This is a genomic window from Bdellovibrio sp. ZAP7, from assembly GCF_006874645.1.
Lineage (GTDB): Bacteria > Bdellovibrionota > Bdellovibrionia > Bdellovibrionales > Bdellovibrionaceae > Bdellovibrio.
This window is the reverse complement of record NZ_CP030082.1, coordinates 2,239,523-2,257,874: the sequence shown is the minus strand read 5'-3', so window position 1 is coordinate 2,257,874 and position 18,352 is coordinate 2,239,523. Positions and strand designations below refer to the sequence as shown.

Annotated in this window: 20 protein-coding genes; 12 read left to right on the top strand and 8 right to left on the bottom strand. The window is 44.7% G+C overall.

The features are described from left to right. Positions 1-126: 126 nt before the first annotated feature. A complete protein-coding gene (locus DOM22_RS10950) occupies positions 127-1,629 on the top strand; it encodes a hypothetical protein (RefSeq protein WP_142700411.1) in 1,503 nt (500 codons plus the stop codon). A 103-nt stretch (positions 1,630-1,732) separates the two neighbouring features. Further along, positions 1,733-2,068: a hypothetical protein gene (locus DOM22_RS10945; RefSeq protein ID WP_142700409.1), complete on the top strand. Its 336-nt coding sequence runs from the start codon at positions 1,733-1,735 to the stop codon at positions 2,066-2,068. A gap of 243 nt (positions 2,069-2,311) precedes the next feature. Here DOM22_RS10945 and DOM22_RS10940 read toward each other — a convergent pair whose 3' ends face one another. Genes DOM22_RS10940 through DOM22_RS10930 form a run of 3 tightly spaced genes read right to left on the bottom strand, consistent with a single transcriptional unit; the run spans position 2,312 to position 6,319 of the window. After that, a complete protein-coding gene (locus DOM22_RS10940; protein WP_142700407.1) occupies positions 2,312-3,463 on the bottom strand; it encodes a glycosyltransferase family 4 protein in 1,152 nt (383 codons plus the stop codon). A gap of 12 nt (positions 3,464-3,475) precedes the next feature. Then, on the bottom strand, positions 3,476-4,612 hold the full coding sequence (gene rffA / locus DOM22_RS10935; protein ID WP_142700405.1) for a dTDP-4-amino-4,6-dideoxygalactose transaminase: 1,137 nt from the start codon (positions 4,610-4,612) through the stop codon (positions 3,476-3,478). A 42-nt stretch (positions 4,613-4,654) separates the two neighbouring features. Further along, the gene (locus DOM22_RS10930; RefSeq protein ID WP_142700403.1) at positions 4,655-6,319 is read right to left on the bottom strand and encodes a methyl-accepting chemotaxis protein; all 1,665 of its coding nucleotides are present in this window, start codon (positions 6,317-6,319) and stop codon (positions 4,655-4,657) included. Positions 6,320-6,551: 232 nt separating this feature from the next. Here DOM22_RS10930 and DOM22_RS10925 point away from each other — a divergent pair, with 232 nt between their 5' ends. From DOM22_RS10925 to DOM22_RS10900, 6 genes are all read left to right on the top strand, one after another. Next, positions 6,552-7,445: a hypothetical protein gene (locus tag DOM22_RS10925; protein ID WP_246845590.1), complete on the top strand. Its 894-nt coding sequence runs from the start codon at positions 6,552-6,554 to the stop codon at positions 7,443-7,445. A 104-nt stretch (positions 7,446-7,549) separates the two neighbouring features. Next, on the top strand, positions 7,550-8,275 hold the full coding sequence (locus DOM22_RS10920; protein WP_142700401.1) for an efflux RND transporter periplasmic adaptor subunit: 726 nt from the start codon (positions 7,550-7,552) through the stop codon (positions 8,273-8,275). Continuing rightward, on the top strand, positions 8,266-9,009 hold the full coding sequence (locus tag DOM22_RS10915; RefSeq protein ID WP_142700399.1) for an ABC transporter ATP-binding protein: 744 nt from the start codon (positions 8,266-8,268) through the stop codon (positions 9,007-9,009). Before DOM22_RS10920 ends, DOM22_RS10915 begins: the two co-directional genes overlap by 10 nt. Beyond that, positions 9,006-9,749 carry an ABC transporter ATP-binding protein gene (locus tag DOM22_RS10910; protein WP_142700397.1) on the top strand — a complete coding sequence of 248 codons (744 nt, stop codon included), beginning with the start codon at positions 9,006-9,008 and terminating at the stop codon, positions 9,747-9,749. Before DOM22_RS10915 ends, DOM22_RS10910 begins: the two co-directional genes overlap by 4 nt. Then, the gene (locus DOM22_RS10905; protein WP_246845589.1) at positions 9,749-10,858 is read left to right on the top strand and encodes an ABC transporter permease; all 1,110 of its coding nucleotides are present in this window, start codon (positions 9,749-9,751) and stop codon (positions 10,856-10,858) included. Before DOM22_RS10910 ends, DOM22_RS10905 begins: the two co-directional genes overlap by 1 nt. Continuing rightward, on the top strand, positions 10,855-11,934 hold the full coding sequence (locus DOM22_RS10900; RefSeq protein ID WP_142700393.1) for an ABC transporter permease: 1,080 nt from the start codon (positions 10,855-10,857) through the stop codon (positions 11,932-11,934). The genes DOM22_RS10905 and DOM22_RS10900 overlap by 4 nt, the downstream gene beginning before the upstream one ends. A 121-nt stretch (positions 11,935-12,055) precedes the next feature. On the opposite strand, the gene DOM22_RS10895 is transcribed toward DOM22_RS10900, so the two are convergent. The 5 genes from DOM22_RS10895 to DOM22_RS10875 form a co-directional block, all read right to left on the bottom strand. Beyond that, complete coding sequence (locus tag DOM22_RS10895; RefSeq protein ID WP_142700392.1) at positions 12,056-12,523, bottom strand: copper chaperone PCu(A)C; 468 nt, start codon at positions 12,521-12,523, stop codon at positions 12,056-12,058. Then, complete coding sequence (locus DOM22_RS10890) at positions 12,520-13,062, bottom strand: SCO family protein (RefSeq protein WP_246845588.1); 543 nt, start codon at positions 13,060-13,062, stop codon at positions 12,520-12,522. Before DOM22_RS10890 ends, DOM22_RS10895 begins: the two co-directional genes overlap by 4 nt. Positions 13,063-13,191: 129 nt before the next feature. Further along, a complete protein-coding gene (locus tag DOM22_RS10885) occupies positions 13,192-14,388 on the bottom strand; it encodes a hypothetical protein (RefSeq protein ID WP_142700388.1) in 1,197 nt (398 codons plus the stop codon). An 85-nt stretch (positions 14,389-14,473) separates the two neighbouring features. Continuing rightward, positions 14,474-15,496 carry a gamma-glutamyl-gamma-aminobutyrate hydrolase family protein gene (locus tag DOM22_RS10880; protein WP_142700386.1) on the bottom strand — a complete coding sequence of 341 codons (1,023 nt, stop codon included), beginning with the start codon at positions 15,494-15,496 and terminating at the stop codon, positions 14,474-14,476. Between the two features lie 181 nt (positions 15,497-15,677). Beyond that, positions 15,678-15,866: a hypothetical protein gene (locus DOM22_RS10875; protein WP_142700384.1), complete on the bottom strand. Its 189-nt coding sequence runs from the start codon at positions 15,864-15,866 to the stop codon at positions 15,678-15,680. Between the two features lie 173 nt (positions 15,867-16,039). Here DOM22_RS10875 and DOM22_RS10870 point away from each other — a divergent pair, with 173 nt between their 5' ends. From DOM22_RS10870 to DOM22_RS10855, 4 genes are all read left to right on the top strand, one after another. Then, positions 16,040-16,408, top strand: coding sequence for a putative quinol monooxygenase (locus DOM22_RS10870; protein ID WP_210415614.1), 369 nt, complete (start codon positions 16,040-16,042; stop codon positions 16,406-16,408). A gap of 112 nt (positions 16,409-16,520) precedes the next feature. Continuing rightward, entirely contained in the window at positions 16,521-17,351 is an 831-nt protein-coding gene (locus DOM22_RS10865; protein WP_142700382.1) for a DUF6279 family lipoprotein, read from the top strand. Between the two features lie 176 nt (positions 17,352-17,527). Beyond that, on the top strand, positions 17,528-17,881 hold the full coding sequence (locus tag DOM22_RS10860; RefSeq protein WP_142700380.1) for a hypothetical protein: 354 nt from the start codon (positions 17,528-17,530) through the stop codon (positions 17,879-17,881). A 61-nt stretch (positions 17,882-17,942) separates the two neighbouring features. Continuing rightward, on the top strand, positions 17,943-18,260 hold the full coding sequence (locus DOM22_RS10855; RefSeq protein WP_142700379.1) for a hypothetical protein: 318 nt from the start codon (positions 17,943-17,945) through the stop codon (positions 18,258-18,260). Positions 18,261-18,352 lie beyond the last annotated feature (92 nt).

The window sequence follows — 18,352 nt, the reverse complement described above, 5'->3', positions numbered from 1 at the left end:
GTTGTCATGGTTCGTAAATGTTTCCTAACTGCCAGCATGTGGCGAGGGACCTAGACAAAGGTGCGTGCGTTCTTACGTTATGGTATTTAATTTAGCATATTTGATCCCCGCGGATAGAATAGACTAATGAAGTTCATTTTCATCACGTTTCTACTTGCGCCATTTTCTACATTCGCAAGTCCGCCCAATTGCATCGCAATGATGGGGCCAGATTATAAATACGATGCCGAATCGGGAGATTGTGTTTTACGAACTGGCCCGAGCTATCCTGCGTGCCTCGAATTTAAAAAAACTGATGCTTACATTAGAACTAGAGACGACGCATTCTATATTCAAAAAAAATTAATGACAGATAATATCAAGGAAACTTGCGACCAATTGGGAACTCGCGAAATGCCGCGTTCCTTGCGGGTTAAAAAGAAAATAGATGCTGGCATTGAAGTGCCATTCGAAGATGAAAACTGGCTGCATGGTTTACCAGAGGCAAGTACTAGCGCCTGGGCATATTCAGTTCCAAAAAACCTTGAGACAAGAATGTACTATTATCAAAAGGGGTATTTTTTGGCAGATGATGAGCTGAATATCAGCGACATCAAGAATGTGTTGGATGGAAAAAAACATTTGAACCCTGTTAATAATATGGATAACGCTAAATATCTCCGTGAGCTCTCAAAGGACAAAGAAAAAAGTAGTACTCAGTTCATTTCAAACAAGGCGGTATCTTCATTGGCGACGAACGGACTTTGCATTGCCGCTAAAAATGGCTTGCCGGGTAAATGCGGTGAAGGACTTAGTAAAGTAGTTGATTGGATGAAAGCGGACGATATCTCACTCCCCGAAGTGATGCTGAAGGCTTTGACAGATAAGAAATTCGAAAAAGGAATAGTCGCCGCTGCAAAAAAAATGATCTCGATGGTCGAGCAAAAGAAAACAGGGGAAAACCATTTTTTTGATGATCTCTATCAGTCGTTCAAAGAAAATGGCTGTACAGATGCTGAAGCTAAAAAGAATGCTTGGGATGCAGTCGGACTCATCGCAACCGCAGGACCAAATTTATCCAACCGTCTTCAGCAACTAGTGGGGCGCACCACTTCTGACAAGTCTATCGCCGCGCTTTCTGCAATTTCTCGAGCTACACCAGTATTAGACCTGCTTTCTGAAAATGGAGAAACGGGTAGATACTCGTACCCCAAGGGAATGAAGTTCTCCTGTGATAACGGAAAGAATTACCATTTTTGGTTAACGGCCTACTTCGCTCATCGTCTTACAGACGAAGAAGGCCTATCACGTAAAGACGCTGCCTACGCTGCATTTACAGCGGAAAAGGCGTATCAAATGTTGTATGTAACTGCTACGCGTGACCCGAATGACATCTTCGAAAAGGATGCTTTTGATAAAAGACTAAATTCGATGAGGCTAGATATGGTGCTAGGATCGACTGGGGCATTATACGGATCGACAGGTGAGGTTGCAAGTGTTGATCAAGGCATGATTCATATGTTGAACTCATCAATTCCGGCAACAAAAGATTCAAGTCTTAATTGGCACGGAAGTCCCGTATCTTCCTATATATATTTCGATAAAGTTATGGCTCCCGACTCGGTGATGCGTAATTTTTTTCCTAACTAAATTTCCAGACTGGTGTGTTCACCAAAAACACCTTCGATACGCGGAATAGTCATGAATCTTTAGATTGTTGACTGTATCTTAATGACTTGATCATATTGTCGGTATGACAACACTAATTGCATCCTTGATTATTTCTACATTTGCTTTTGCTTCTAACACCAAAGTGATGACCGTTGAAGGTGCCTTTGAGAAGGTTGAGTCGGGTGATTACATTCACCTTATTTTAAAAGTTCCAAAGGACGAGAGGGTTTCACTAGTGTGTTCAGATCTTCCGAAGTCCTTAGTTAAAGGAATTGATTGTAATGAGCTTGCAAAAAATCAAGACTCCTACAAAGGGAAGGTTTTGAAGGTTGCATATCATGAAGAGAGCAAACTTATTCCTGAAGCAGGAGAGAAAATTGTTTGGAAATATGTTGATCGAATTGATTTGAAGAAGTAATTCGATTGAAATAAACCCCTTACTTTAATTCTAAGCCTGTTCAAAAATGTTTAGACTTCCTGTTTGCGTTCAAACTTGTCATTTTCATTTCCGCTGCGGTTCCGCGCTGCGTTTGGGGCGGGCGGGCGTTGACCTGTAGGGCAGTTTTTTTGCCCCATGATTGTGACGATATGATCTGTCGCAATCGAAGTTCTGAATGCAGAATACTTGATAGGACTTTTTTAAAGCCTAAATCATTTGAAACTAAAGCTTCTGATAAAGCTCAGTGAAATGTTTCAAAGTGTTCGGCCAGTTATGGTTGTGCAAAGCCCAGTCACGGCCTTTTTCACCGTGTTTTTGCGCTTTATCCGGATGCATAAGGTAATAGCGAATACAGTCTGCCAAGGACTGGCCAGAGCGTGGTTCTGCTAAAACTCCACGCTCGCTGCCGCCGACTTGTTCAGGAGTTCCACCCGCATTAGTGCCGATCACAGGTTTTCCCATCATCATCGCATCAATCACACTTAAAGAATAAGTTTCGTTATAAGATGCCAGGGCAAAGATATCCAAAGCATCAATATAGGGAATGTACTCGCGCTGAAAAGAAATATGGTGCAAGTGATTTTTCAAGCGCTCAGATCCAGCTCGAGCCAGCATCCAATCATATAAAGCCTGAGAATCCGGTTCGTAAATGACTTCGCCCTTATCGCTTTGGCCTAAAACTGTGCGATCTCCAATAACCCAGATTTGTACCTTTTTAAGATCTTCATCAGGCAGATAATCCAAAGACTCCACCAGTTCGCGAACGCCCTTGCCCGCATCGATGCGGCAAAGTGTTCCGATCACCATTTGATCTTTTTGAACCGCAAACTTTTCGCGAATTTGTTCACGAAGTGCCGGGGAGGGAACGAACTTATCCGTATCGCGCCCATAACGAACTAGTTTTAACTTTGATGGATCCATCGGAAAGTTCTTTTTAACGTCCTTCAAGATGTCTTCAGAAGAACTGCAAAGGGCATCCACGCGGCGAAATAAAGCTCTGTGCACGAAATCCCGCTTAGGAATGGCATTCATATACAGATTGTAAACGTGTTTGATGTCGCTATTAAACCAGCGAGCCACACATGCGGCCCACATATCGATTCGAGTATGGGAGTGCAGGTGAGTGATATCGTGTTTGCGAATAGCTCCGCGAATCAGACCGGCTTCATCTATTTTGGAAATCTTTTTACCAGTTGTTTCAATCGTGCGCACGCCGGCGGATTTTAATTCCTTAGCAATACGCGATCCTTCAAAGCACATCACCCATTGTTCAACATGGGTTGCCTGAAGTTTAATAATAAGTTCTGTCGAGTAAAGCTCCAGTCCGCCCCATGAAAAAGAATGTATTGCATGCAGAAGTCGGACTGGTTTCATGGTCAAAAGATCCTATTGGTTTTTATAGAATTCGTGAACTTGATTGATCACAAAAGCTATTTCTTCTTTTTTAAGATCTTCGTACATCGGCATACGCAGCAGGCGATTCGCTAAATCATCCGTCACCTTCATGGAACCCGCAACCCGGCCATATTTAAGACCGGCTGGAGCCGAGTGAAGTGGTACGTAGTGAGTTGTTGACTGAATATCTTTTTCTTTAAGGAAAGACCAAAGTTTTGCGCGCTCTTCAGGGTTTTTGCACAAGAAGTAGTAGATATGCGCATTCGTTTGGCAATCGCCGGGAACTTGCATGCGAGCCAAATGCCCTTGTTTTTCCAAATCAGCAAAACCTTGATGATACTGATTCCAGTGCGCCACGCGGTGAGAAGTGATTTTTTCACCCTCTTCCAATTGGGCAAATAAGAAAGCGACGGCCAGTTCAGATTGCAGGTACGAAGAACCCTTATCCTGCCACGTGTATTTATCCACCTGACCATTTAAGAATTGCTGACGATTCGTGCCTTTGTCGCGCACGACTTCAGCGCGCTCAACGAAACGTTTATCATTAATAACTAAAGCACCACCTTCGCCGCAAACGATGTTTTTCGTTTCGTGAAAGCTGTAAGCGGCCATGTGACCCCAGGCTCCCGTAGGTTTTCCCTTATAATTAGAGAAGATCGCTTGAGCGGCATCGGCCACGACGATGAAACCATGCTTTTCTGATAAAGCCATAATGCGATCCATTTCGCAGGAAATACCAGCATAATGAACGGGCATAACTGCTTTGGTTTTGGGAGTGATTGCTTTTTCCATAGCCGCCACATCCATATTCATAGTCTTCGGATCAATATCAACGAAAACAGGAGTAGCACCATAAAGGGCAATAACGTTAGCTGTGGAAGTAAATGTATAAGAAGGCAAGATGACTTCGTCACCCGGGCCGATGTTTGCAAGAACCATCGCCATTTCCAAAGCAGAAGTACAGCTTGGAGTGATGACGGCCATTTCACATTTTAGATGATTTTTAAACCACTCAACGACTTTTTTATTAAATACACCTTCGCCAGATAATTTACGATTGGCGATGGCTTGAGAAATATATTTCTCTTCATTGTGGCTATGCGGGGGCAGGTTAAATGGAATTTTCATGCCCCGTAAAGATAGCCCGAAATCTAGAAATACTGCAACGGATTAAAAGCCGTCCGTAGTGCCGACTTTGCCCCGTGGACCTTCATCGTCAAAAGGGATCATATCGGCTGCTGCGCCGCCTTGTGCTTTTTTAGGGGCAGGGGACTTTGCTGCTTTAGCGGTCGGTGCCGGCTTTGTTTTAAATTGCACGACTTTCCCACCGCTTGCATTTCTTTGTGGAGCGGCTGATGCAGCCGAGCGCTCCACCTGAGTTTCACTGTTCCCAGTCACCACAAGGTTTAAGTCAGCAACCAATTTACTCATAAGATCGGCTTGAGCCGAGATTTCTTCAGATGATGCAGCGATTTCCTCAGAGGAAGCCGCATTGCCTTGAACGCCCGCATCCAATTGATTCATGGCCTGAGAAATCTGAGAGATACCAGTTGTTTGCTCGGTACTTGCTGCCGAGATTTCATTGTTAAGGTCTGAAACCTTTTTAACGGAAGTCACAATTGTGTTTAAAACTTCAGCAGAACGGTCGGCGACTTTTGCACCGGTTTCAACTTGCTCAACGCTGTCTTTAATAAGTGTCGAGATGTCTTTCGCTGCAACTGCGGAACGTTGCGCCAAAGTGCGCACGGCTTCAGCAACCACGGCGAACCCTTTACCCTGTTCACCCGCACGAGCCGCTTCAACCGCTGCATTCAGTGCCAAAAGATTCGTTTGGAAGGCGATATCGTCGATTACATTGATGATCTCTTCGATTTTCTTGGAAGATTGAGAAATACCCTGCATCGATTGAATCAAAGCAGCCATTTCGCGTTGACCTTCCTCTGCAGAATCTTTTGAGGACTGAGATAAAGTCGCCGCTTGTTTGGCGTTATCAGAATTCATTTTAACCATCGAAGACATCTCTTCTAGGGAAGCAACTGTCTCTTCCAAAGACGCTGCAGATTCAGTAGACGCCGTGGAAAGAGTTTGACCCGCCACAGAAAGCTGAGTGATTGCTGAAGAAACTTGGTTTCCAGAATCCGTCAGTTTATTTGCAATGCTGCTGACAGTGTTAGAAACCTTGTAAGCGATCCACATTAAGATACCGAAAAGAGCAAAGACACTCATCGCCGCAATTAAGATCAACATTTCTGTCAGAGCTTTGCGATCTTTTACTTGTTGAGCATTTTGTTCAGTTGCCGTCTCTTGGTAATATTTAAAGTTCTGCTCTGACATTTTTTGAACTTGCAGAGCTAATAAGTGCCATTCGCCACCATTTAATGAGGCGCGAACTTTTTCGTCCACTTCCGGAGTGTCTTTACGAAGGGCTTCCGTTAGGGCTTCAGTTACTTTATAAAATGTTGCTTTATTGTCTTTTACGATTTGATAGTTTTTGCCTTCAACTTCACCAAATGGAGTTTTCTCGTAGTATTCTTGAGCTTCTTTGAAGTCTTGCCATGCGTCTTCAGTCTTTTTGATGAACTTAGTACGGGATTCACCGTGCAAACCTACCGCAGCCCAAAAGAAGTAACCCACACGGGCACGTTGCATCGCAAGTTGTCCCAAGGCATCCATATTGGGAACGATATCTGTATAGGCAGTATTAAGCATATCGCCCAGCTTATTGGTGCTACGTAACGCCACAAAGGTCATCATAGTGAATGCAACAACAGGCAGACAGGCAGAGAACAATAATTTTCCACGAATGCCACGAAACCACGATTTCAAACCGTTCATAAACAAGACTCCCTTGTTGGTTTCTTTATCGAAGTATTTTACCAATTTCTTTACTCGCATTTTAGTGAGGTCAAAGTTCTCGTGAATGTCCTCGAAAAACAGGACTCGATCTCCGCAGGGGGTGGTGTCTTTTTTATTGCTATGCGACAGGACTAAAGTTTTATATTTGTAATTGTCCGCGACTTAAGGGTAGCATTTTTCCAACGTCTAGACTCAAGGAGGGGAAGTAGTCATGACAAATACAACGCTACGTCGTGGATTGGCCGTAGTTGCATTGATCGCAACAGTAGGTTTCACATTCAACACAGAACGCACAGAAGAAGGTTGCCACGGGTTCGTACCAGAGAACTCTATGTATATTCCAGTAGGTTTGTTCCAAACCGGCGGGATCACACAAGAGCAGTTCATGATGGTTATGGATCGTATGGAGAAAATCTATACACCAGAAATCACTGCTGCTGGTGACAAATTGAAAATCAACCGTCTATGGACAGATGGTACTGTGAATGCTTCAGCTCAACGCCAAGGCAACACTCGTATCCTTAATATGTACGGTGGTTTGGCTCGTCATAAAACTATCGGTGTAGAAGGTATGGCTTTGGTTGCCTGCCACGAAATGGGTCACCACAATGCTGGCGCGCCTAAAATCGATTCTTGGTACGGTGGTGCATGGGCATCTAACGAAGGTGCTTCTGACTATTTCGCATCTTTGAAATGTCTTCGTTTGTTCTTCGCTGAAGACGACAACGCAGCTATCGTAGCTGGTTTGACTATCGATCCAGTTGCTAAAGCAGCTTGCGAAACTCAATACCACAACACAGCAGACCAACTTATCTGCCAAAGAATCTCTGAAGCTGGTCAGCAAGTAGCTAACCTATTCATGGATCTTTCTAAAGATAAAGTAGCTCCTAAGTTCGACACTCCAGATAAAACTGTTGTTCGTCGTACTGACGACTCTCACCCTAAAACTCAATGCCGCTTGGATACATATTTCCAAGGTGCTTTGTGCCCAGTTGCGATCAACGATCGTTTGTCTGACACAGACTACAAACAAGGCTCTTGCTACGCTCCTCGTGACGCTGTAGGTACAAGACCTCTTTGCTGGTTCTTTCCAGGCAATAACTAATTAACTCTTAGAGTAAATTAGAATAAAGAAGCCGATGTTTGTAACATCGGCTTTTTTTTATTTTCACGATTGTGTTTGCATAGTTTGGTGCTAGCCTTTTAAGCATGAGCAAAAAGAAGATCGTTCCCGTCGTCATCATCGTCGTTCTGATTCTGGTCGCTTTCCTTGTTCGCCAATATTTATTTCGTACAAGCTTCCGCTATGCCGGCACCATTGAAGTCACCAAAGTGGACGTGCCTCTGCGAGTTCAAGCCGTCATCAGCCACTTGCCCGTTAAAGAAGGCATGATCGTGGAAAAAGGGCAGAAGCTGGTTTCCCTCTCATGTGAAGATATCAAGATCAGCTATGAGCTTGCGAAATCCACTTATCGTCGAAGTGCGAGCCTTTATAAGAGTGGAAATATTTCGGCGGAATCTTATGACCAAGTTCGCAGTAAAAAAGATGATTTAGAAACCCGTGTGGGCTGGTGTGAGGTAGTTTCCCCACTCAAAGGGACTGTTCTGACTAAATATTTTGAAGAAGGCGAGATGGTGAATCCGGGCGCTAAGCTTGTGACCATCGGGAATTTGGAAGAGGTGTATGCTTATTTTTATCTACCTCATGATGAAATTGCTTCTTTAAAAATCAATCAACAAGTCGAAGCGACTCTTCCTGAGATGGACGATAAAAAGTTTCCCGGTGTGATTGAGTTTATTAATCCTGATGCTGAATTCACTCCGAAAAATGTCCAAACCCGTGATGAACGAACGCGCCTGGTATTTGGGGTTAAGATCCGCTTTGCCAATAAAGAGGGGATTCTGAAACCCGGAATGACTCTGGAATGGAAATAAAAGTCCAAGATCTTCATAAGAAAATGAAAAAGGTCCAAGCCCTGAAAGGACTCGATATGGAGTTCGAGGATGGCTTGGTTCATGGAATTATCGGTCCCGAGGGCGCAGGCAAAACAACTTTAATGCGTCACCTGATGGGATTGTTAAAAGCGGATCAGGGGCAAATTGAATATCTGCACCAGGGTCAGGTCGTTTCATTTGATAAAATACGTCATCAACTTGCTTACATGCCGCAAACCCAAAGCCTGTACGGTGAGCTCAGTATTCAGGAACATCTGGAATTTTTTAAAACTCTTTATGGGTTAAATGAAGAAGAATTTCAAGAGCGCAGTCGTAAACTTTTAGAGATGACTCGCCTGGATCGTTTTCAAGAACGTTTGGCGTCCCAATTATCCGGGGGGATGTATAAGAAGCTTGGTTTGGTCTGTGCCTTGCTCGCTTCTCCGAAAGTTTTATTCCTAGATGAGCCCACGAATGGTGTCGATCCCTTAAGTCGCCGTGATTTCTGGAAACTCTTGTATGAGCTGCGCGAGCAGGAAAAGATCACGATATTGGTGACAACGTCTTATATGGATGAAGCTTATAAGTGCGAAAATGTGCATCTGTTATTTGATGGCAAGACCTTACTTGAGGGAGAGCCTGAAGCGATTTTAAAAAAAGAACATTGCGACACCTTTGATGAAGTTTTTTTGCGCTATGATTCCTCGTTAGAAGCGTTCGGTGCGGAAACATGAAATCGGTGGAAGTAAAAAATCTTTCGGTCAAGTTTGGTGAATTCTATGCCGTTAAAAATGTTTCTTTTGCCGTGGAGGCTGGAGAGATTTTTGGTTTCTTAGGCGCCAATGGTGCAGGCAAGACCACCACGATCCGCGTATTGTGTGGCTTGTTGATTCCGTCCGAGGGTGAAGCCCATGTCTGTGAAATCGATGTGCGCACTGATTCCATCGCTGTAAAAAAGCAAGTCGGCTATATGTCGCAAAAATTCACTCTGTACGACGATATGACTGTTGCAGAAAATCTGGCATTCACGGCAGCTTTAAGAAAAATCGATGAGGCGAAATTCAAAGAACAAAAGCAAAAGCTTTTGGAATTCATTAAATTTCAGCGCAGTGAAAAAACCATGGTGCGAGATTTACCCGGCGGGATCAAACAGCAGGTAAGTCTTATTGCCTCGGTCCTGCATGATCCCCAAGTGGTTTTCTTGGATGAGCCCACAGCTGGAGTCAGTCCTGCCTTTCGTCAGCGTTTTTGGGGATTGATCGGGGATCTTTCTGCCAGCGGAAAGACGGTCTTTGTGACGACTCACTATATGGATGAAGCTGAGCAGTGCGGAAGAATTGCTTTGATGAAGGACGGGGAGTTGATTGCACTGGATTCTGCGGTGAATTTAAAGCAGTATTCCTTTCCCCACAAAAATCCTAAAGATGTAACCTTGGAAGACGTCTTTATTGCCCAGGTCGAAGGGACCAGCTGATGCAAGGATCTATTTGGGCCGTCACCAGAAAAGAAATTTTTCACATCGTGCGTGATCCCTTCACACTAGCGGTTGCGTTCTTTATGCCGATCGTGATGGTTTTGTTTTTTGGTTTCGCGATTGAATTTAACATGGATAAAATTCCCTTGGCGATTTTTGATGGCAGTAAGACCGCCGAGTCCCGGATTTTGATCGATTCCTTTGTCAGCTCCAAATATTTTATTCCTCGTTATGTTTTTAGTCCGGCGCATGCGATTGAAGCCTTGGATGGTGGGCTTGCCAAGACCGCACTTATCATTAAACCGGAATTTGCGCGTGATCTCACTCCCACGCGGCAGACATCCGTGCAAATTCTGATTGATGGTGCTGATAATTCTTCGGCGGCATCGGTGGTTGGATATTTAGGAGGAGTGCAACAGCTCGCACTTATGCGGGAGTTTCCTGGTGTGGAACTTCGTCAGAAATTAGAAATTCAATCCCGATTCCTATTTAATCCGGAACTGAACAGTCAGTGGTTTGTGGTGCCGGGGCTTGCGGCAGTGATCATCGCGATCTTATCGATTTTGCTGACAGCCTTGACGGTGGCGCGCGAATGGGAGAACGGTTCGATGGAGTTGTTACTGGGGACACCCGTCAGCCCCTTAGAAATCATCATTGGTAAACTTCTGCCTTACGCCGTGATGGGCCTGGGTTCGGTTTTATTCATCTTTATGATGTCGAAGTTGATTTTTCAGGTTCCTTTTCGGGGCAGCTTTATTTTGTACATGTTTTCGGCTTTGGTTTTTCTTTGTACGTATCTTGCGCAGGGCCTGCTTATTTCTGTGCTCACTCGCAGTCAGCAGCTCAGTATGCAGTTTGCGATGCTTTCGGGACTTTTGCCGTCGATGCTTTTATCGGGATTTATTTTTCCGGTCGAGCATATGCCGCCGTTTTTTTATTACTTTACGATGATCCTGCCGGCGCGGTGGTTTATTAAAATCAGCCGGGAACTGTTTTTACAAGGTGCGGGATTCATGCAAATTCTTCCTTCGCTTGCAATGCTCTGCTTGTTGTTGCTAATGATGCTGATGGTTGCGACGCGAAAATTTAAAAAGGACGTCGAGCCATGAAAACTCTGTTGGGCTTTATGAAAAAAGAGATGCTGCAGACTTTGCGCGATCCACGCATGCGCATTTTACTTTTCGTGGCGCCGTGTATTCAGCTCACTATTTTTGCGACCGCTTTATCGACTGAGGCGCGTAACATAAGACTTAGTGTATTCGGGGCTCCCTCGGATTCTTCGTTGATGAACTTGTATCGCGACTGTCTGGCATCAGGATGGTTTATTCCGGCCAAGGTAAGCTCGTCAGATCCTTACACTCAAGTACAAGGGGGCGAGGCGGATGCGGTCTTGGTGGCACCGCCAGGAGGATTAGATCGCAGCCTCGGACGGGGCGAGGGCAGGGTGCAGCTTTTGATCAACGCGACCAACGTCACGCGCGGGCAAAGTATCGAGCGCTACGTAAATGCCGTTATGCAAATGAAGCAAACGGATCGCTTAAAAAATCCATTGGAGTTCGACGTTCGGGTTCTTTACAATCCTGCGATGCAGACGGCTTTATTTCTGGTTCCGGGTGTGATGAGTATGCTGGTGTGTTTGATCACCATTCTTTTAACCAGCATGTCGATCACGAAAGAAAAAGAACTTGGCACTTTTGAAACTCTGATTGCGGCACCTGTAAAACCGGAAGAAGTCATTATGGGTAAGACAGTGCCCTATGTGATCTTGGGGATGAGTAATATTCCGTTGATTTTAGCTGTGGCCGTTTTTGTCTTTGGACTTCCCATGCGGGGAAGTTTGCTGGTTTTGATGTTTGCTTCGTTCATGTTCATCTGCTGCACGGTGGGAATTGGTTTGATGATTTCCACTTTGGCGAAGAACCAACAGCAGTCGATGATGGGGGGATTTCTGTTCCTGCTGCCAGCGATGCTTCTGTCAGGTCTTGCATTCCCCATCGAAAACATGCCCTGGGCCATGCGCATGTTTTCCTACGTAAACCCGATCACCTATTACATCGATCTTTTAAGAAACATCATGCTAAAAGGCGGGGACGCAAACCTCATTCTATTCGACGTTTCGATTTTAGCAGCGATGGCCGTGGCCGCGATTGGTTTTAGCTGGCAACGCTTTAAAACCACCCTCTAAAAGGTACGGCCTTACTTCCTCCAGTACCCTGAAGAAAGTAAGGCCGTACCTTTTAGATCCAATAAAAAAGGCAGACTTTTTAGATCTGCCTTTTCTTAGTTTGTGATGACCGAGCTCACTCTTAGTGATGGTGGTGTTCTTCTTTTTTGTCTTCAGTTTTTGTTTCTTTAGACAAGCGAGTGACCACGGGGAAGTTCACTGTTTGCTCTTTGTCGTTCACAAGCAATTTGATCGCCACAGTTTGTTTTTCTTCAACGGGTTTAGTCGCATCGAAAAGCATGATGTGATTGCCGCCGGGTTTTAGTTCGAAAGTTTGGCCAGCTGCAATTTTGATCGTTTCCATTTTGGACATCGTCATGCGACCGTTCTTTTCAGAAGACTCATGAAGTTCGACGGCTTTAAATGGAGTTGCGGAAACGACTTTAACCGTTACTTCAGATTTTGTCGTGTTTTTGATGGTTCCAAAACCCGCTGTAGTGTTTGTGCCTTTTAGGGGAACAAAAACGTGGGGATTAGAAAATTCGATATCTGCTGCCAATGCGACAGAAGAAACCAAGACCAATACTGCAGAAAGAATCATAGACTTCATAGGTTCTCCTTAATTTTTTGTACAATAGAATCAGCTGAACGCGGATTTGGTAATGTATCAAGTACAATACCATTCTTGTTCAGAAAATAAATGCGGTCCGTGTGGGAGATTGAATATCCCAGATAGGACTTGGTGTCTTTTTCCTCGATATAGCTCGCAGCAAAGGTTTTGACCGCGGTATCAATGTTTTGCTTTGTGCCACTTAGGCCAATGAAGCTCGGATCAAAGTTCTGAGCATAAACAGCTACGTTAGCTGGTGTGTCGTGTTCGACATCCACGCTGATGAAAATCAGGCGAACGTTTTTCTTTTGATTTTCCGTCAAAGATTGAAAAGCCTGGCTGGTATAAGTTAAAGCCATCGGGCAGACGTCAGGGCATTTCGCATAACCGAAATACAGAAGGTTCAATTTTTTAGGATCGTCGGAAAATTTCCAGGAAGAACCATTGTAGTTTGCTTGGAAGTCACCACCCAGCTCAGGCTGGCGGTTTTGGTACCATTTCAAAGCAAAAACCAATGTAACAGCCAGGGCTGCCGACACCAAAGATGCAAGAACGATGTGCTTTTTAATAATTCCCCCACAGAAGGCCGATGCTCACAAAGATGCTATGGATTTAACTCATAGCATCCAGGGAGTCACGAGCCAACGCAACAAAGTGCTGCTGGGGTGTTAGTTGACGTTGCTGAAAGCTTCCAGATAGCGCGCCGGCAAACGTCGAGAAAGCTCTGGAGTTGTTTGGATGTCTTTACGAACAGCTTTGCGGAATTCCGCGAAAATATCAGGCATTGCTTTAAGGCAGCGGCCTAAATCATATCGCGCCACATGAGTGGCTTTAATCAAAGGCTGTTTTCTAAAAAACGAATTCACGAAATCCATTTCCGTCATTTGCTGATGAGATGCCGTAAATTTTTGATGGAACGGAATGTCCTGGCTAAATGGCACCATCCAGGTGGCGGAGAAAATACCTTTTGGTTCAACGCCATAAAGAGCTGCCACCAAAACTTCTTTCACAGATTCACGCACAGCGTGTTCTGGATGCAGGCGAACGGGATCCAATGGATTTTCATCAATTTGCAAGTGACCGTCACCACGAGTTTCCCATTCATCACCGTAAGCATTGGAAACCGGGAAGGCTTCTTCGACTCCCGTTTTCAGGTTTTTGCTCTCGTTGTCATGCAAAAGCATGGTGATTAAGTCACCACGGTTTTTTTTAAGGAATCCTTCAAGGTTCGCTTTCGCCCATTCCACAACTTGCACGCGGGGAACACGTACGTGGCCAGAAGCGAAGGCGTCTGTCAAATAGTGATCGGCGTATGCATTTGCGATCATCGCCTGTTGGTACAGCAACAAGCTTTTTTCTGGATTGGAATCTTTCAAAGCGTAAGACTTCAGGGCTTTATCAATCGCTTGCTGGTGGTACTTCACATAGTCTTTCATGTTGTACCAACCGAAGTGGTTGTAGTTCTTAGTCACCACACCCAGGTATTTTGGCATCGAGAAAAACGTTGCGACGTTGTTGCAAGTTTTTGGTTTGTCGCCATGAATTTCATCGTGCGTGCACTTGATCACGTGTTTGATGCCTTTACGACGGTCGGAATAAAATTCGTCTGGACTGTTGTAAAAGTCTGCAGACATCAAGATTTCGCCATAACGGAAAGAGATTTTTTTATCACCACGGGGAAGATCTGTGACCGGGCAGTCTGTTTTACTGATCCCAAGTTGGCGGCAAGCCGCGAAGGCCCCACTTTCACCCAGGGAAAGATGCTCGCTGCCAGCCCATTTGATTTCAACAGTTTGTGCATGTGCAACCGTGGTTGCTACAGAAGATGAAAGTACAAGCGCTGTCATCCAAAAGCCGATATTCATAACGTCCTACCTTTTGAAGATGTAAGTAGGAGATCGGCATATTTGAGGTTCTGTTCAAATTTTAAGCGGAAATTTGGACCTTAAGCTAAAAGACCTTGGAACAGCTTGCAGGCATGACTTTCGACTTTTGTTGGAGAACTTTCCACAGGATCTTATTGCCTAATTCGTTATCCATGAGTTCCGGATGGAATTGCAGTAAAATACCTCGACCATTCTTAAACTCTGTCGCCTCAGTGACTCCATCAGCGGCTGTGGCTGCGAGTTCCAAAGGACCGCCGGGTTTAAATTGCACGGCTTGGTGATGCAGGGAATTCACCGTCAACTTGTTCGAACCTTCTGGTAAAAGAGCAGACAAAATTCCATTTGTGGTTTTTTTAACTTCAATCTCATGCCAATCATTTCCATGGGGAAGTTCTGGTCCCACTTGCACCGGAACGTCTTGCACAAGTTTATAACCCAAGGCCACAGAAGCAATCTGCGAACCGCGGCACACTCCCAAGAAAAAGCCTTTTTCGCTTGCAACATAATTCTTGATCAGAGAGACCTCGAATTGATCTCGTGTGGGGATTGTATTTCTGGCATGCATGTTATCTTTTTTGTATTGAGCTGGGTCAACGTCGTCTCCACCCATCGCTACCATCATCGGAAAGCTTTCAGAAATTTTTGTGAATAGACTGCGAGTTTCATCAACTGTCAGACCCAGATTTGCATTGATAGGAAGTAAATAGCTGATGTGACCGCCTTCTTTGAAAATGCGCTTAAAGCTGTTCACACGTTGGGAGTTCATTCCATAGTCTTTGGGTAAGTTCGCAATTAAAAGAGCGCGTTTTTCACGGGCCTCATCCAGAGGAGTGAGATTTTGCGCTGACATTTGCGGGCGCTGGCCTTGGAAAAGTTCCATCAGATCAGGATGTTTTTCCAAATTAGAAAGATAGCGTTCCGCTGCGGCCTCCGGTGTTTCGCCGGATTTTACAGGAAGAATAAAGGGAGCTGAAAAGTGGCCCATCGGCAACCATTGATAAAGGGTGACTTCTCCGCCAGCTAAGGCGACAGATGAATGAATAACAGTCCACAATATTACTGAAAATAATAAACGCAAAATTCCCATGTAAACTTTATGTTCAAAATTGATACCAGCTTGCGGCGTTTTAAAACTGATTTAATTGGAGGCGAGGAATGGCGGGATGTCTCAAACTGGGACAGGGCGGAGTTTTGTCGATAGCTGTAAATAAAAAGACCGGAGTCTTTCGATCATCCGGTCTATGCACAAACTTAATTTTAATTTCAAATTAGTAGTAAGCAGCGGCGCGGGAAGTTCCTTTTTGAATATAAGGAAAATGCCATGGACGCGGAGTCTCTGCTTTTTCTTCAGTATAGCTCGACGGAGAGCGAGGTTCTTCATTTACAGGAGAGTAAGCGCAAGCGCCCATTCCTAACATTGCTACTACTAGTGTCATCTTTGCTGTGAACTTTAACATTCTGCACTCCTTGGTGAGTTCCTCTTTAAAGGAACGATGATGTACCTATCGGAGTTTCTCTGGACTTAAGAAGGGAGAATCCGGAAAAAGTCGATTTTTTTCTGATTAGAAACATGATCGTTTCAGTTGGAGACACTTCCCAGAAAAAGTATCGTGAATTATCGGAGGTCCCCATGACAACGTTGGGTCTGTACATTCATTTAGAAGCAAAGCCGGGGCGGGAATTTGAACTTGAAAACTTTCTAAGGGACGCCCTTCCTTTGGTAAAAGAAGAAGTGAATACCACAGCGTGGTTTGCGTGTCGTATGGGACCCTCCACCTTTGCGATCTTTGATGCTTTTCCTGATGAGTATGGCCGTCGTGCGCACTTGGAAGGTAAAGTCGCATCAAATTTGATTTCCCGTGCCTCAGACCTTTTGGCTCGCCCGCCCATTGTGGAGCGCTTTGATGTTTTGGCGGATAAGTTACCAGGGTCCTTCTCTGCAAAAGAAGAGGAAGAAGATCTGCAAAGACCTGACGCCGATTATCGCAGCCATCTCTAAAGTCGGGCCGTAAATATGAAGATCCGACACTTTGCATAGAGCGAAAGTCGGGTGCCTTCACTCTGTTAACCTCTGCCAGCAAGGGTTTGATAGCCTTGTTGGAAGAGGTTGCATGAAGAATACATTACTGTTTCTGTCGCTCGGTATGATGCTTTTATCAGGTTGTAGTCGTTTGGATATCGCGTATCGCTGGGCCGATACCTATATCGCTTCTAAAGTGGATGACTATTTCGATATCTCCTCTGAGCAAAGTAAAGCTCTTAAGAAAGATATCAAGAAAGATCTGGGGCTGATGAAAACCACGCTGCTTCCGCAGTGGATGGAACGCATTGATAAAATTCAAAATGACATCGATCAAGGCACTTTAAATGATGCCAAGGTTGCGGGCTATTTCGGTTCTTTCTTTAAAGACATCGAACAAATCAATGCGCACTTTGCTACGACGGCCGTGGATTTCATTGCGACCACTCAGCCGAAACAGATTGAGTATTTCAAAAAATCCTTCGCGAAAAAGAATCAGGAAGATATCGAGAAAGCACAGAACGTAACGAAGCTTCAGAAGGACTATTGCAGTAAGTACGAAGATATCTTTGAGATGTTTTTAGGATCTTTAACCAAAGAACAAAAACAGATGATCGAAGAAAGTGTTAAGGCTTCTCCATACCCGGCAGAACTTAAAGCTAAAAACAAAGCTTATATTTTTGCGGAGTTCGTGACCCATCAAAACTCAATGGAGGAGATGAAAAAGTTCGTTCGTGATTACACAACGGCCGCGGATAAATTTGATATGCCGGAATTTCGGGTGGCGAATCAGGCGTATCAAGAAAATCTGCAAAAGCTGATCACTCAGGTGATGACAAATCTGACGGATAAGCAGAAGATTGCTTTCAAAAGTAATATTAACGAAAAAGCCGAGCAGCTGCGGTCGATTTCCGCGCTATAATTTAGAATGAATTTTAGTAAACATATCTGGATCCACCTCGCGGCCGTTTTAGTTTTTGGAGTTGGTATCTTAGTGTTCCTCTAGTTTCCAAATTATGCCCCGAAGCTAAGCACTCGAATTGCAATATCTCCCTTATATAGATTTACAAATGTTTAAATCGGAATAAGGGAGTTTCTATGAAAAAAATGATGACGACTTTGAGCATGCTGGCAATTTCTTTGACAGTATCCGTTTCCCAAGCCGGTATGCTGACGCAAACTCAAGCCATGTCCAAAGAGCAGGCTAAAAACGTAGCCATCGTTCACGCCCGTGTGATCGGTGCGGAAGCTGACATCCAGGTTTCCACTCGCATGAACTACCTTCCTAAATACAATGTGTCTTATGTCTCTCACTTGAAATACGACGGCGATGCTTCTGGTAGATACCAAGTGGTGGTTGACCGTGTGGAGATGTTCCGTTCGTGCAAAATCACGGTGAGCATTAACGACATCTCGGGTGCTTTGGAAAGCAAAGAGATCGCTTGTAAATAAACAAACTGCCTAAGTCCTTCGCTGTCGCTATGCTGGTTTAAGTCTGGCGACAGGAGGACTTATGAATTATCACGCCATCATCGCTCTTAGCCTATTTTCAGGCCTGGCATTCGCCCAAGTAACACTCGATTCACAAAGAGATACCCCGCCCGCGCGCGCCAATGAATCTAAAGAGCGCACAGAAGCCCGTGACATGGTTGAAAAGGATAAGGCCGACTTGAACACCAAGATGAAGGAAGGCGCGCCTACGGCCGAAATACACGGCAAAAAAACGATGTTGCAAAGAAATCGCGTGAAAGAAAACCGCGAAGACGTAAATCAAAAGATCAAAGAAGACCAAAAAACCAAAGCCGAATCTAAGCAGCCTCAAGGATATTAGCGAATTTCTCGAATTTCTGGCGGGGAGACGGGGGCCTTTTGTACGCCCTTTCCCCAAATGTAGCCCACAAAATAAGCAGAACAGCCTATAAG

Excerpts from the sequence above, each read along its gene's own strand:
- DOM22_RS10950 (WP_142700411.1), top strand. The coding sequence starts at position 127 with ATGAAGTTCATTTTCATCACGTTTCTACTTGCGCCATTTTCTACATTC.
- DOM22_RS10945 (WP_142700409.1), top strand. The coding sequence starts at position 1,733 with ATGACAACACTAATTGCATCCTTGATTATTTCTACATTTGCTTTTGCT.
- DOM22_RS10940 (WP_142700407.1), bottom strand. The coding sequence starts at position 3,463 with ATGAAACCAGTCCGACTTCTGCATGCAATACATTCTTTTTCATGGGGC.
- rffA (WP_142700405.1), bottom strand. The coding sequence starts at position 4,612 with ATGAAAATTCCATTTAACCTGCCCCCGCATAGCCACAATGAAGAGAAA.
- DOM22_RS10930 (WP_142700403.1), bottom strand. The coding sequence starts at position 6,319 with ATGAACGGTTTGAAATCGTGGTTTCGTGGCATTCGTGGAAAATTATTG.
- DOM22_RS10925 (WP_246845590.1), top strand. The coding sequence starts at position 6,552 with ATGACAAATACAACGCTACGTCGTGGATTGGCCGTAGTTGCATTGATC.
- DOM22_RS10920 (WP_142700401.1), top strand. The coding sequence starts at position 7,550 with ATGAGCAAAAAGAAGATCGTTCCCGTCGTCATCATCGTCGTTCTGATT.
- DOM22_RS10915 (WP_142700399.1), top strand. The coding sequence starts at position 8,266 with ATGGAAATAAAAGTCCAAGATCTTCATAAGAAAATGAAAAAGGTCCAA.
- DOM22_RS10910 (WP_142700397.1), top strand. The coding sequence starts at position 9,006 with ATGAAATCGGTGGAAGTAAAAAATCTTTCGGTCAAGTTTGGTGAATTC.
- DOM22_RS10905 (WP_246845589.1), top strand. The coding sequence starts at position 9,749 with ATGCAAGGATCTATTTGGGCCGTCACCAGAAAAGAAATTTTTCACATC.
- DOM22_RS10900 (WP_142700393.1), top strand. The coding sequence starts at position 10,855 with ATGAAAACTCTGTTGGGCTTTATGAAAAAAGAGATGCTGCAGACTTTG.
- DOM22_RS10895 (WP_142700392.1), bottom strand. The coding sequence starts at position 12,523 with ATGAAGTCTATGATTCTTTCTGCAGTATTGGTCTTGGTTTCTTCTGTC.
- DOM22_RS10885 (WP_142700388.1), bottom strand. The coding sequence starts at position 14,388 with ATGAATATCGGCTTTTGGATGACAGCGCTTGTACTTTCATCTTCTGTA.
- DOM22_RS10880 (WP_142700386.1), bottom strand. The coding sequence starts at position 15,496 with ATGGGAATTTTGCGTTTATTATTTTCAGTAATATTGTGGACTGTTATT.
- DOM22_RS10875 (WP_142700384.1), bottom strand. The coding sequence starts at position 15,866 with ATGTTAAAGTTCACAGCAAAGATGACACTAGTAGTAGCAATGTTAGGA.
- DOM22_RS10870 (WP_210415614.1), top strand. The coding sequence starts at position 16,040 with ATGACAACGTTGGGTCTGTACATTCATTTAGAAGCAAAGCCGGGGCGG.
- DOM22_RS10865 (WP_142700382.1), top strand. The coding sequence starts at position 16,521 with ATGAAGAATACATTACTGTTTCTGTCGCTCGGTATGATGCTTTTATCA.
- DOM22_RS10860 (WP_142700380.1), top strand. The coding sequence starts at position 17,528 with ATGAAAAAAATGATGACGACTTTGAGCATGCTGGCAATTTCTTTGACA.
- DOM22_RS10855 (WP_142700379.1), top strand. The coding sequence starts at position 17,943 with ATGAATTATCACGCCATCATCGCTCTTAGCCTATTTTCAGGCCTGGCA.